The organism is Halorussus lipolyticus, assembly GCF_029338375.1.
Taxonomy (GTDB): Archaea; Halobacteriota; Halobacteria; order Halobacteriales; family Haladaptataceae; genus Halorussus; species Halorussus lipolyticus.
Genome location: NZ_CP119804.1, coordinates 187770 through 200808 on the forward strand (window position 1 = coordinate 187770; position 13039 = coordinate 200808).

Genomic DNA, 13039 nt, shown 5'->3' on the forward strand with positions numbered 1-13039 from the left:
GAAAATAACTTTCCAGAATGAGAAAAGCTATCACGCGGAAGACGAGGAGAACGTGGCCGATGTTTCAGACGAAACTACCGAGTCCGGTCTGTTCCTGCCCGGATTTAACCTCGTCCCACGAGATGTCGAGGGCTTCGAGGATGCGCTCAATGGGACCCTGAAGCGTCTTGTCGAGCATCTTGTCCCAATCGACGTCGAACTCGTCGGGCACTTGGTCGGCGAACTCGAAGCAAATCACGTCGGGGTCCTTCTTGAACTCCCGATAGATGCGGTCCTCGCGCGAGTTCCCGCTCGGGTCGAAGCCCTCCTCGTCTTCCATCTTCTGCCAGAAGTCGGGGTGAACGCCTTCGAGGTAGAGGCGCTTTGGCTTGCTTCCCCGCTGGAAGTTCGTCCCGAGCATGACGTTTGCGTACTTCGCACCCCGGACCTGCGCGGTGTCGGTGTCGTAGGCGTCGAGACGCTTGCCGATGCCGCCCGGAATGCCCACGTCGTCCAGATTCACGTTTCCTGCTTGGTAGTCCTCGATAACGTCGTGAACGTAGTCTTTCACGTCGTCTAAGTCCTCGCCGTGGACAATCATGTCGATGACGCGCTTCTGGACCTCCTTCGTGATGGGCGCGATGTCCGAGCGTTTGTACTCGAACCCCGTGATGTCGATGTCGTCTACGTCCTTGCCCTCCTTCCAGACGATGTGGCCCGCGTAGCGCTTCTTCTTGCCTGCTTGGAAGAACCGGCGATAGAGTTTCTCGAACTCGATTTGGAAGCGGTGGGCCGCCGCGTTGAGTTCCTCCAGCGCGAACTCGTCGTACGAGTCATTGATTTGCTCCTCGACTTCGTACCCTTTCTGAATCGTCGCCGCGAGCGATTCGAGTTCCTCCTCGTCCATCTCGGGGTGGGCCTCCCGCATTCCGTCGGTCACTTCGACCTCGCCATCGATGTCCGCTGGACTTATGTGTCCAACTTCCAACATTACGGAGTCGGTATCGCCATAGGCAACGTCGTAGTCCATCTCCTCGGCCGTCGCTTGGGTGTGTTCGATGACTTCTCGGCCAGTCGCCGTAATCGCGGCACCCATCGCCTTGTCGTAGAGGCGGAACCGCTCCCAACCGAGGACGCCGTAGAGCGACTGGCCGACGAACTGGAACTTCCCGTTCCGACCCGCGAGGAGGGTGTGGTTGTCCTCGACGGTCACGCAGTAGACGCCATCGTCGGCAGTACTCCGTGAGGAACTACGATGCATTCGGAGGGTGTTCTTGCTGTCTTCGGTGCAGTAGATGCGCCACGCCCCGCTATCCTTCCGGTAGTTCGTCGTCAGTCCGAGGTGGGCGCAGAGTCGGAGTACGTCGTCTCGGAGACGGTCGCTCGCCGTGGAGTATCGCCACGAATTCTTCTGCCTGTCGCCATCACCGTCTACCAGCGTTTCGAGGAACCGGCGTTTTTGCTTCTGGCTACTCTCGAAGACGAACTCCGGAATCCGCTTCTCGAAACTGCTGTCGCCACAGAGACGTTCGAGGACTTCGCCGAGAAGTTTCGAGGTGAACTGATAGCCCGTGTCGTCTACGTAGTAGTCGAAGCCCATCCGGTCGAGGAGGTCGCCGATGGCGGAATGGTCGCCCTCGCCTCCGTCAGCCATGACCGCGTCTTGGGCAATCTGGATACTCGTCGCGGACCCGCGGTAGTTCTCGCCGAACTGCTTTTCCTCCGACGTGTAGACGTTTCCTTCGGTGACGTACCACGCGAGGAGTTCGAGGAAGTCGTCGCCGTCGTACGTCCGAGGAATCCACTTGCGGCCGGACTCGGCGTGGACGTAGAACTCCGAGCAGACCGACTCCAGATACTCGCGGTGTTCTTCGAACTCGTCGGCCGAGAAGACGTAGCCCTCCTCGTCGATGTCGGATTTCTGAACTTTGTCGGGATACCAGCCGATTTCGGCGGCGAGGGTGTGACCGTGTACCTCGTGATTTGCCCAGACTTCGTAGTCGTCGGCAAGTTCGGTCAGGTCGATTTCCTCGATGGGTGTCCCCTCCGGCCCATCCCAGTCATGGGGGAGTTCGTAGTTCGTCGCCCGGTCTAACTCTCCGGCCTCCACGAAACTGTACCCGTCTTCAGTACTGCCGTTCGTCTCGTTCTTCCGGACCAGCATGCGATGGTTCGGCGTCACCCGGAAGTCCATTTTGCTGGTCTCGATGTCTACGAGGTCGCCGCGGTAGTCGGGATAGGCGTGTGTCTCTACGACCGGTTTGCGTTCCATCTCCTCGGTCTCAGGGTCGAGCGAGTACACTTCGTCGCCTACGTCGAGGTCCCGAATGTTCCTGACCCCCTCCGGCGTGAGGACTTCGGTATCCGGCGTGAAGCAGTTCATGATGACCTTCACCGCGGCCTGCTGTCGGTCGAACCGCTCGTACTCGGGGGTGTCGGGGTCGCGCTCGTTCCGGAGGGCCTTCTTCTCCTCGCGCTCGGCCAGCGTCTCGTCGATGATTTCCCGGATGATGCCGTCGGGTTCCTTCCGGAAGTGGGTGCCCGTGGGTGCCCGGTAGGTCTCGCCGTCGTACTCGCCGGGGTCCACCTTGGTCTCGGGCGAGGCGTTGATGGTGGTCATCGACATGGGGTAGAGCGACTGACCGACCCACTGAAAGTGGCCGTTACGACCGGCGAGTACGACGTGATTGTCTTTCGCAGTCAGACAATGCACATCGCCGTCGTGGTCCTCAACCGTCGCGTTCGTGTCCTTACAGAACGACCCCTGTTTTCCTATCGAGAGATACCACGTTCCATCGTTTTGTTTCGTAACGGTCGGTTTGTGACCACAGCGAACGGCGACCCGAGAAACATCCCTTTTGAGTTGGTCGCTCTTCGTCCAGAACTTTCGAAGACCGCTCTCGGTACGGCTACCATCACCACCGATAGCGGTCTTTAGTAGGGTTTCGAGCAGTCTTCCGTCGAGGTCGAATACCCATTTCGGAAGCTGTTTTTCTGCGAATCCTTTGCCGCAGTTTTCGACGAGCCAGTCTACGAGAATCGCGTTCGAGACGTTGACGCCTCGCTGGTCGGTACTGTAGTCGATTCCGATTCGGTCGAGCAATGACGTGATAGAGTCTCGACCGTCTTCGTCGGACTGGTGGAGCGTAAACCGTCCATGCTCTACATCGACGCTTCCCTCCGTAACGTACCAGCCGACGAGTTCCAACCAGTCGTCCATCTCGACTTCGGTCGGAAGTTCGCTATGACTTTTGCCGTACTTGAGGAACACGTCGTCGGCGTGTTCTTCTATCTCTTCACGATGTGCCCGATAGACCGAAACGGGCAACAGATACTTTCCGACCTTCTGTTGTAAGCCAGCCGCAGACGACGAGCCGTGAACGAGATTGAGCGACTGCTCGGTTTCGTCGGGAAGTCGATGGCGGAGCCATCGCAGGTCGTTATCGGAGTAAACGGCGACTTTCGCTTCGTTCGTCACCGCTTCGTACAGCGCGAACGTCTCTGGACGTTCGCCAGACATCGGTTCGTGATTGGGGAACGCGAATCGGTCAGCGGAGGTCAGGTCCCTATACTCCGAGAACTCGAAGTCGGTCGGTTCGAGGTCGTCCCATCCTCGCTTTGAGGAGCAGAGGAAGCGGTGATTCTCCGTGACTTTCAGGTCGTGGGTGCTCCCCGAGAGGTGATGCAGTTCTCCATACTTGTTCGAATACGATTGAGTGTCTACGACTGGTTTGACCTCACATTCGAACGTTTCCGGATTGAGTGTGTAAACGTCGTCACCGACTTCCATGTCGGTGATGTTTCGAGTACCGGTTGGAGTGAGGACCTGTGTATCTCCGCTGAAACACTTCAGGTCCAGTACGGTCACGTTCTCCTTGACGCCGGTGATGGGTTCGAAGACCGCACCGCCCTCGTAGTCCTCGCTCTCCTGTTTGCCCTTCGAGGGGAGCGCGAACTCGCCGTAGGCCTTGTGGAGGACGTACATGTCCACCGCGTCGCCGGGCGTGGTAGCGTCTTCGAGTTTGCACCCGACGAAGGAGGCGACCTCCTCCCAGAAGGAGACGATGTCCTGCTTGCGGTCGAGTTGGACGCAGAGTTCCACGTCCCTGACGTTGTACTCCAACAGGCGCTCGGGGTCGTCCTCCCAGAGGTCCCCGATGTCGCCGGCGTACCGCTCCTTGCCGACGCCCAACTCGACTTCGCCCACTGCGTCGAGGCGGTAGGATTCGAGTTCGGTGAACTGGGTTCGCTTGTAGGCGTACAACAGGTCGAAGACGACCCGGCCCTTGACCGTCGGGGCACCCCAGTCGGAGTGCCAAACCTCGTCCACCCGCGAGAGGCGGTCCGAGTCGAGGTCGTACTCGTGGGGACCGTCGAGTTCGTCCAGTCGGTCGATGAGATAGGGTGCGTCGAAATCATCCGCATTCCACCCCGATATAACGTCTACGTCGGTCTCGTTAAGGTAGTCGAGGTACGCTTCGAGCATCTCGCGCTCGTCGGGGAACGACCGGACTTCGAGGTCGATGTCCTCGATGGGGTCGTAGCCGGGGAGTTCCTCGGGGGCCTCGGCGTCGCCCTCGGGCGCGTCGGCGAGCCACGCGATGTAGGTCTCGTCGTAGGAGTCGAAGGTGGTGAGACAGATGATGGGTTCTTCGCCCTCCTCCGGAAAGCCCGACCGGTCGTCAACCTCGATGTCGAAGTAGTGGACGCGGGGGTCGGCCTGCACCTCGACGGTCTCCAACTCGTCTACCTCGTCGTGGAAGTGGAGGGTGCCCTCGTCGTCTCTGCGCTCGGGAATCCTGATACCGCTCTTGATGTCCTTGTCGATGAGAAACCGGTTGGGGAACAGGATGTCGGCCTCGTAGTGGTCGAAGTCGTCGCGGATGTTCCCCACGTCGCGGGGCGTCTGACCGACGATTTTGGTGAGTTTCTCGCCCCGGATGCTTACGAAGGGGTCGCCGTTCTCGTCGGTCTCGCGGCTGTCGATGAGTCGGTCGTACTGATCCTCGGGAGGAGCGTCCAGCGAGTCGGTCGGCGCGTAGAAGTAGGGTTCGAACTCGTGGACCGTGACGTGTTCGAGGTCGTTGTCGGCGGTCCTGCCGAAGACGTGGACGACGGGTTTCTCGTCGTCACCCGAGCCTTCGATGGTGTAATCGACTTGAATGACGGACAGTTCGATTTCGCCGTCGCGGGCGGGAAGCCAGTCGTCGGCCTCGACGACCGAATCGACGTTCTGGTCGTCGGTTCCGGCGACTGCGCGGGCCTCGGCCGCTACGTCGCGCTCGCCGCCACCCCCGCCGGAGAAGTCCGTAAGCGTACTGTTAGACCCCGAATCGCTCATATATCCGGAGTTTGGCCCTTTCGGGTAAAAACCCTCCCTTTTGACGGACCCCGGTCGATTACCCCGAAAGGTTTCCGGGACGGAAAGATATTTAATGTGTTAACGCTTACCACGGGACGAGGTGACGCCTATGTCCGACCACGTCAACCCCGACGACGAGCTGGACCGTGCGGAAGCGGCGCTTCCCGACACCACCGAGACGGAAGCGACCATCGAGTCCTACGACACGGAGGACGGCGTTGTATTCTACGACGCGGAGAATCCGTTGGCGTGGTTGAAGGCGGGCAAACCGCTTACGCTCAAAGAACAAGTCTGACCCGAGGGCGAAGCGCTTTTCCTCGCTCCTTCCGGATTCGAACTGTGGCCTCCGACGATTCGACGCCCGACGACAGCGACGATTCGGTAGCCGAGTTACTGCCCGAGGACCCGCCCCAAGCCGAGGCCGACCTCCTGCCGGACGACCCCGCGGAGGGCCTCGGCGCGGACCTCGGGCCGGACCCGCCGTCGGTCCCCGACCTGTCGCAAAACGAGGACGAGGCCGACCCGGAACTCAAGAAGCAGTTCTGGTCGCTCGTCCTCATCTTCAACGTCGCGCTGTTCGGGATGAGCCTCGGCCTGATGGTCGTCGGCTTCCGCGGGCGTCTGCAAGTCGGCGGCGCGATTTTCCTCGCCGGTGCGTTCGCCTTCCTCCGGGGCTGGCGGCAGTATCAAAAAGTGACTGACGGCGACGACGAAGACTGACGACCGCTTTTCGGCGACTGCCTGACTTCTCTACTGACTGCGCTCGGCCGACCAATCCACCGAGAAGCCTCCTCCACAAACCACCGTGGGTGGTCCTCGTGAGCGAAGCGAACGAGCGGCTCGGAAGACGCGGTTTGTCTTCCGGTGGATGAAGGGGCCGCGACCGGGCGGGGCCTTCAGAGGTATTCACCTCACTAATTGCGTTCTCAATACCGGTTCTCACGATTCAGACCGGGCGGGGGCTTCAAGAGGACAACACCACCGCAATCCTGCTGTTCGCGTTCCCGACCACATTAAGATAGAGCGACCGGATGGAGACTTTCGAAACAGTTTCTCGGAGTCCAGAAGGCCTAACCCAGACCCACACCTACGACGGGCCATGAGAACCGTTCGGGACGACGCTGGCGACGTTTTCTTGGTTGTCAAGGAGTCGGGGGACTCCTGCAAGGTCCGGGACCCCGAGACGGGCGAGGAGACCCACCGAAACCGCGCCGACCTCGAACCCGTCTCGGGCGAGTCGCCGCTAGCGACCTCTGCGCGGGCGATTCCGGAACCCGCCCGGCGGATTCTGACTGCCGCGCCCGACGACCGGGCGCTCGGCCTGCTGGTGGAGTTGCGCGAGCGCGGACCGCACTCGGTTCGGCACCTGTTGGACGCGACCGACCTCTGCGAGAGCGATTTGTTGGGCCTCCTCACCGAGTTCCGCGCTGGCGGACTGGTCGAGGAGACCACGGTGATGGGCGAACGGGGCTACGCGACGACCGAAACGGCGGAAGACGGTCTGGCGTTACTCTCCCAAGATTGATATTGCTGTCTTTTAGCAATATATAGGTGTTCTAAACACTCTTTTACACGTCTAGTTCCGGTCGCTCGTCACAGTTTGTGGAACGGGAGACGAGTTCGACATGCCCGCCTGCTCGGGGTCGGCGGTCGGCGCGCACCCGATGGGTTCAGTCACTGAGCGCGAACCTCACTCCTCCCCAGCCTCCTCCTTCGCGCCGTCCCGGCGCTCAGTCGTCCACCGGCAGACAACCCGCGTCTGCCGAGCAGTCGGTCGCCACGCTCCCGACGACCTCGCGCGGTGGGCGGCTCACGGGGAGCCGCCCGTCACGCGCCGGGTAATCGACGCCGAGAAAATCACGCCGACCGCGGCGGTCAGTCCGCGGCCTCGACCAGACTCTCGCGGCGCTCGACCGTCGAGCGGTTCGACACCGAGTCCTTCTCGACGTACACCACGTCGTCGGCGGCGGCGACGAGTTCGTCGTCGTGGCTCACGACCACGATTTGCTCGACGCCCAACTCCCGCATCGACGCGATGAGTTCCGCGAGTTGCGAGACGTGGCCCGAGTCGAGGAAGACGGTCGGTTCGTCCAGAATCAGGGGCGGCATCGGCGCGGTTCCCTCGATGCCCTCCGAGAGGAGGCGATAGATTGCACACCGCAGGCTCAGGTTGAACAGCGCGCGCTCGCCGCCGGACAACTGCTCGGGGTCGAGGGGTTCGCCGTCCTTCTGGTAGACGGTCAACTCGTACTCGCCGTCGAGTTCGATGCGCGCGTACGAGTCATTCTGATACACGAGGTCGAACACCTCGTTGAGCATCTGCTCCAACTGCTCGACGTTGCGCTGGCGGAGTTCCGCCCGGAGGTCGCCGTACATCTCCTGCAGTTCGGCGGCCTCGTCGCGGAGCGATTCGAGCGATTCGACCCGCTCCAGTAGGTCCTCGCGCCGGTCGCGCAGGTTCTCTAGCTCCTCGATTTCGTTCTCGACGCCGCCGATGGCGGTCTGGAGGTTGTCGCGTCGTTCGCTGAGTTCGTCCAGTTTCACCGCGACGTCCTCTAGATAGTCTTCGGCCTCCTGTTTGTTCTCGCGGGCGGTCTGGACCTTCTGGTCGTCGTAACTCTCCCGGAGTTCGCTCCGCCGGTCGCGCTTGTCGGCGAGTCGGTCCCGGCGCAGGTCGTTCTGGTCTTCGAGGCTGGCGCGCTTCTCGCGGTGGCGCTCGATGTCGTCCTCGGCGTCGGAGCGGTCGCTCCGGAGCGACCGAATCCGGTCGAGGCGGTCGCGCTTGGCCTCGATTTCCTCGCGCTCGGCTTCGAGTCTTTCGACCGTCTCCCGGCGGTCGTTGGCCTTCTCCCGGAGTTCTTCGGCGTCGTCGCGCTTGTCTCCAGCATCGGCCTCGCGTTCGTCGGCCGCCTCGCGCAGGCTTTCGGCCTCCTCGCGCTTCTGCTCGACAGTCTCCTCGCGGTCGGCGACGGACTCCTCGGCCAACTTGCGGTTCTCGCGCAGGTTTCCGACTTCGCGCTCGGCCTCCACGAGCGTTTCGGCGTGTTCGACCGCCTCGGCGACCTCCTCGCGCTGGTCGCGCAGGTCGGCCAGTTCGTCTTCGAGTTCGGCGACTCGCTCGCGGTCTTCTTCGAGCGTATCGACGTGGGGCGAGTCCTCGACCGGTTGGCCGCACTCGGGGCACTTGCCCTCGTCCAGCAATTCTTGGGCCTCGGCCACGCTGTCGCGGGCGCTCTGGAGATTCGCCTTGGTCTCCTCGATTCGGCGCTGGAGGTCGGACTTCTCCTCGCGCCGGTCTTCGAGGAGGCCCTCGGCGTCGCCGAACTCGACGGGCGCGTCCTCGAACTTGGCTCGCTCGGTCTCGATTTGGGCGTCCAACTCGGCGACTCGCTCACAGCGCGATTCGAGGTCCGCCTCGGCCTCGTCGGCCTCGGCCTCGCGTTCGTCGGCCGCCTCGCGCTTGTCGTCCGCGTCGGATGCCAACTCGTCGGCCCTGCTGGCGAGGTTTTCGGCCTGATTGGTGAACATCTGGGCCTGCGTCTTGGCGTCGTTCAGTTCGTCGGCGACCGCCTCGTCCTCGGCGTCGAGTTCGGCCAGTCGATTCTCGATGGCCTCCTCGTCGGCCGAGTCGAGCGCGGTTTCGGCCAGCAGGTCCGCGATTTGGTCGTTCAGGTCCTCGACGCGCTCGCGGAGGTCTCGGACGCGCTCGCCGTGTTCGGCGCGCTTCTGTTCGGTCTGGCTGATTTCGGACTCCAACTGCTCGATGTCCTCGGAGAGCGAGTCCAACTCGTCGCGCTTCTGTTCGTAGGTCTCCAACACTTCGATTGCCTGCTCGCGGGTCTTCCGGGCGGTCTCTCGGTTCTCCTCGAACCGGTCGATGTCGCCCTCGGTCTCTTTGAGCTTCGACTTGAGGTTGTTCAGGCGCTCGTGGAGGCCCTTGTCCTCTTTCTGCTCGATTTGGGCGTCCAACTCCGAGAGACTGCCGCACTTGTCGTCCAGCACCGACTTGACGCCGAGTCTGGCGTCGCTGGCGCGTTCGCGGTACTCCTCCAGTTTGCCGAGTTGGAGGAGGTCGTCTATCATGTCTTGGCGCTGGCCCGGCGTAGCGTTGATGAGTTTGTTGACCTCGCCCTGCCGGACGTAGGCGCAGTTGACGAACGCCTCAGAGTCCATCCGGAATAGCTTCGTCACCTCTGCGCGCACGTCTCGCGCCCCTTCTACGGTATCCACCGGCGTCTCCAGCACGCACTCGGCAGTCGTCGCTCGCTCGCCGGTCGCTCGAATCCGCCGCCGGACGTGGTAGTTACCTCCCTCGTGGGTGAACCAGAGTTCGATGATGGCTTCGTCCTCGCCGATGGTCACCACGTCTTCGAGGGTGCGGTCGAGGGCCTTCGCGCCGTAGAGCGCGAAGAAACAGGCTTCCAACAGCGACGACTTCCCGCTCCCGTTCAACCCGTGGATGACGGTCACGCCGGGGTCGAGGCGCAGGTCAGCGTCGGCGTAACACTTGAAGTTTCGCAGGCGAACTCGGTCGAATTTCATTGATATTCCTCCAGCGTTCCATCTTCGAGTTCAGTCTCCGTCGCGGCGGAATCGGCCGCGGCCTCCGCGACTGCTTCCACGGCCTCGGTGTCGTCCGGGTCGGGCGCTTTCTCCTCGCGCTCGTCGGGCGCTGACTCGAACGCCGAGAGGTCGCCCTCAACTAGTTCGCTCACCCGATTCTCGACCGACTCGCGGACGTTCGAGTCGGCGACTTTGCTCGCTCGGACCGTCTCGTCGAGACCGCGGGCGGCCTCGCTCAGGCCGAGGTCCCTGACTCGCTCTCGCACCGCGTCGTCGGGGTCGGCGAACGAGACTTCGACCTCTCCGTCCTCGTCTTCGACTTCGCGGCGGTCCTTCACTCGGGCCACCAGCGCGCCCTCGTCCAGCGCGAACTCCTCGACGGTGGCGGGCGCGATGTGGTCGCCCTCGCCCTCGATTTCCACGACGACGACGGCCTCCGAAACGTCTCGCTCCCGGATTTTCTCCCGGACGCGCTCGATGCCCTCGCCCTCTGCGAGGTCGGCGCGGACGTATTCGAAGTCGCGGGTCGCGTCGATGCCCCGGCGAGTGATGGTTGCCTCGCCGTCGAACTCCACGATGTTGTAGCCCCGGTCGTCGCGCTCGGCGGCGCTACACCGCTCGGTCGAACCGCAGTAGGTGACCCACGCGCCAGCGACCTCCGTTTTGTCGGGCTTGTGGTTGTCGCCCAACAGCATCGCGTCGAAATCGAGGTTGGCCTCGGTCAGGACCTCCTCGGCGTCCCAGTCGCCGAGGTCGAAGGGCTGAAACAGGCCGTGGCTCACCAGCGCGGCGTGGGGTTGGTCGTGGTCGGCGAACTGGTAGTCCAAGTCCTCGCGCTTGGACTTGGGCACGTGGTCGAGGCCGTAGAAGGCGGTTTCGCCCACGACCTCGGGGGTATCGTCCAGTCGCGTGGCAAGTCCGAGCATCTCGAAGAGGTCGAGCCATTGGCGGCCGCGAGTTCCCTCGTGGTTGCCGACGATGGCGAGAAACGGGATGTCGGCGTCCCGAAGTTTGCCCAGAATAGAGATGGTTCCGTGGAGGGCGTTCAGGTCGGGCCGCCGGTCGTGGAACAGGTCTCCGGCGTGGACCACCGCGTCTACGTCCTCGTCTATCGCGTCGTCGATAACCTGCTCGAACGCCCGGAGGAAGTCTTTCCGGCGCTCGGGGGAGTGGTACTGTCGATACCCGAGGTGGGTGTCCCCCGTGTGTATCACCCGTGTCATTGATTCGTCGTTTGCATCCGGGGCCTAAATGTATTCGGTGACGTAGCAACTCGGCGGTCCGGCGAATCGTTGCTCTCCGGCATAGCCCCGAGTCGCGCGCGATGAGATATAAACTTGGACCCCACCCGAGGACCAGCGAGCGTCGTCTCCCGGTCAGTCGAGGTCCAGCGAGTAGAGTCGCTTGCGGGCGTCCGAAAAGGAGAACCGCGAGTCCACGATGCCCTCCTCGTCCAGTCGGTTCAGCGCGTACCGGACGGTTCGGTCCGGGAGCAGGGACTCGTCGGCGATTTGGCTCTGGGTTAACGTGTCGTTATATTCGAGGACCTTGGCGACCAACTTCGCGCTCGGCGGCAGTTCCTGTATCGCCTCGGTCGCGTTCTCCCCCGTGAGCCGACTCTCCTCGTGCTGTGCAGTCTCTGAGGCGCTCATGCTATCTCCTACTTCTGGATACAACATAATAATATTTCCTTTTCTAAAATATTACCTTAGGGCATAATTGTTGTTCCTCACTGACAGTAAGGGCCGAGGAAACGTGCTATTGTCTGACACTCGTCACACCCCACCCGAAGCCTCTTATGAGGGTGGGACCTAGACCGTCGTGATGACCGATACTGTGGAAGACGTTGATCTCCCCTACGACGAGGAGAGCGCGTCCCAGCAGGACAAGATCGAAGCCCTGCAGGAGCGGTTAGAGGTTCTGGAGTCTCAGAACGAGGAGATGCGAGACAAGCTTCTGGATGCGAACGCCGAGAACAACAAGTACCAGCAGAAGCTCGAACGTCTGACCCACGAGAACAAGAAACTCAAGCAGTCGCCGCTGTTCGTCGCCACGGTGCAGGAACTCACCGACGACGGCGTGATTATCAAGCAACACGGCAACAATCAGGAGGCCGTCACCGAGGTCACCGACGAGATGCGCGAGGACCTCGACCCCGACGACCGAGTGGCCGTCAACAACTCTCTCTCTATCGTGAAGACGCTAGAGAACGAGACCGACGTTCGGGCACGAGTCATGCAGGTTGACCAGTCGCCCGAAGTGACTTACGAGGACATCGGCGGCCTTGAAGAGCAGATGAAGGAGGTCCGCGAGACGGTCGAGATGCCCCTCGAAAACCCCGACATGTTCGGCGAGGTTGGCATCGACCCGCCCAGCGGCGTCCTCCTCTACGGCCCGCCCGGCACTGGCAAGACGATGCTCGCCAAGGCCGTCGCCAACCAGACCGACGCCACCTTCATCAAGATGGCTGGCTCGGAGCTGGTCCACAAGTTCATCGGCGAGGGCGCGAAGTTGGTGCGTGACCTGTTCGAGGTCGCTCGCCAGCACGAACCCGCCGTGCTGTTCATCGACGAAATCGACGCCATCGCGGCCAAGCGGACCGACTCGAAGACCTCCGGCGACGCCGAGGTCCAGCGCACGATGATGCAACTCCTCAGCGAGATGGACGGCTTCGAGGACCGCGGCGAGATTCGCATCATCGCGGCCACGAACCGCTTCGACATGCTCGACCGCGCCATCCTTCGGCCCGGCCGGTTCGACCGCCTCATCGAGGTGCCCAAACCCGACCAAGCGGGCAAGGAGAAAATCTTCCGCATCCACACCCGCGACATGAACGTCAGCGACGACCTCGACTACGCCAAACTGGCCGAGGACGTCGAAGACGCTTCCGGCGCGGACATCAAGGCCATCTGTACCGAGGCCGGGATGTTCGCCATCCGCGACGACCGGACCGAAATCACGATGCAGGACTTCGAGGACGCCAAGGCGAAAATCGACGCCGAGGACGACGACGACGAAGTGTCCAAGACCTTCGCCTGAGGCGTTCGACGCTCCTCGTCACCGTCTGCTGTTTTCTCGTTGACCCCGACGAGAGCGCCAGTAGTGTCGGAATTGAAACCTTTCCGCGCTCACTGT

8 protein-coding genes are annotated in these 13039 nt (G+C 62.1%); 4 read left to right on the plus strand and 4 right to left on the minus strand.

The window, feature by feature from the left end:
• Positions 1 to 64 precede the first annotated feature (64 nt).
• Positions 65 to 5320 (minus strand): DNA polymerase domain-containing protein, encoded by a 5256-nt coding sequence (locus tag P2T57_RS01020; protein WP_276300615.1) that lies wholly within the window; start codon positions 5318 to 5320, stop codon positions 65 to 67.
• Between the two features lie 130 nt (positions 5321 to 5450).
• Between P2T57_RS01020 and P2T57_RS01025 the strand changes: the two genes are divergently transcribed.
• The 3 genes from P2T57_RS01025 (at position 5451) to P2T57_RS01035 (ending at position 6866) form a co-directional block, all read left to right on the plus strand.
• Positions 5451 to 5636 (plus strand): DUF7331 family protein, encoded by a 186-nt coding sequence (locus P2T57_RS01025; protein ID WP_276300616.1) that lies wholly within the window; start codon positions 5451 to 5453, stop codon positions 5634 to 5636.
• Between the two features lie 44 nt (positions 5637 to 5680).
• Positions 5681 to 6061, plus strand: a complete 381-nt coding sequence (locus P2T57_RS01030; protein ID WP_276300617.1) for a DUF7322 domain-containing protein — start codon at positions 5681 to 5683, stop codon at positions 6059 to 6061.
• Between the two features lie 379 nt (positions 6062 to 6440).
• Positions 6441 to 6866 (plus strand): DUF7346 family protein, encoded by a 426-nt coding sequence (locus P2T57_RS01035; RefSeq protein WP_276300618.1) that lies wholly within the window; start codon positions 6441 to 6443, stop codon positions 6864 to 6866.
• A 350-nt stretch (positions 6867 to 7216) separates the two neighbouring features.
• Here the strand turns inward: P2T57_RS01035 and rad50 are convergent, their stop codons facing one another.
• The 3 genes from rad50 to P2T57_RS01050 form a co-directional block, all read right to left on the minus strand.
• A complete protein-coding gene (gene rad50, locus P2T57_RS01040; RefSeq protein WP_276300619.1) occupies positions 7217 to 9883 on the minus strand; it encodes a DNA double-strand break repair ATPase Rad50 in 2667 nt (888 codons plus the stop codon).
• Positions 9880 to 11127 (minus strand): DNA double-strand break repair protein Mre11, encoded by a 1248-nt coding sequence (gene mre11, locus P2T57_RS01045; RefSeq protein WP_276300620.1) that lies wholly within the window; start codon positions 11125 to 11127, stop codon positions 9880 to 9882. The genes rad50 and mre11 overlap by 4 nt, the downstream gene beginning before the upstream one ends.
• Positions 11128 to 11280: 153 nt before the next feature.
• Positions 11281 to 11556: a MarR family transcriptional regulator gene (locus P2T57_RS01050; RefSeq protein ID WP_276300621.1), complete on the minus strand. Its 276-nt coding sequence runs from the start codon at positions 11554 to 11556 to the stop codon at positions 11281 to 11283.
• Between the two features lie 172 nt (positions 11557 to 11728).
• Between P2T57_RS01050 and pan1 the strand changes: the two genes are divergently transcribed.
• The gene (pan1, locus tag P2T57_RS01055; protein WP_276300622.1) at positions 11729 to 12943 is read left to right on the plus strand and encodes a proteasome-activating nucleotidase Pan1; all 1215 of its coding nucleotides are present in this window, start codon (positions 11729 to 11731) and stop codon (positions 12941 to 12943) included.
• Positions 12944 to 13039: the final 96 nt, after the last annotated feature.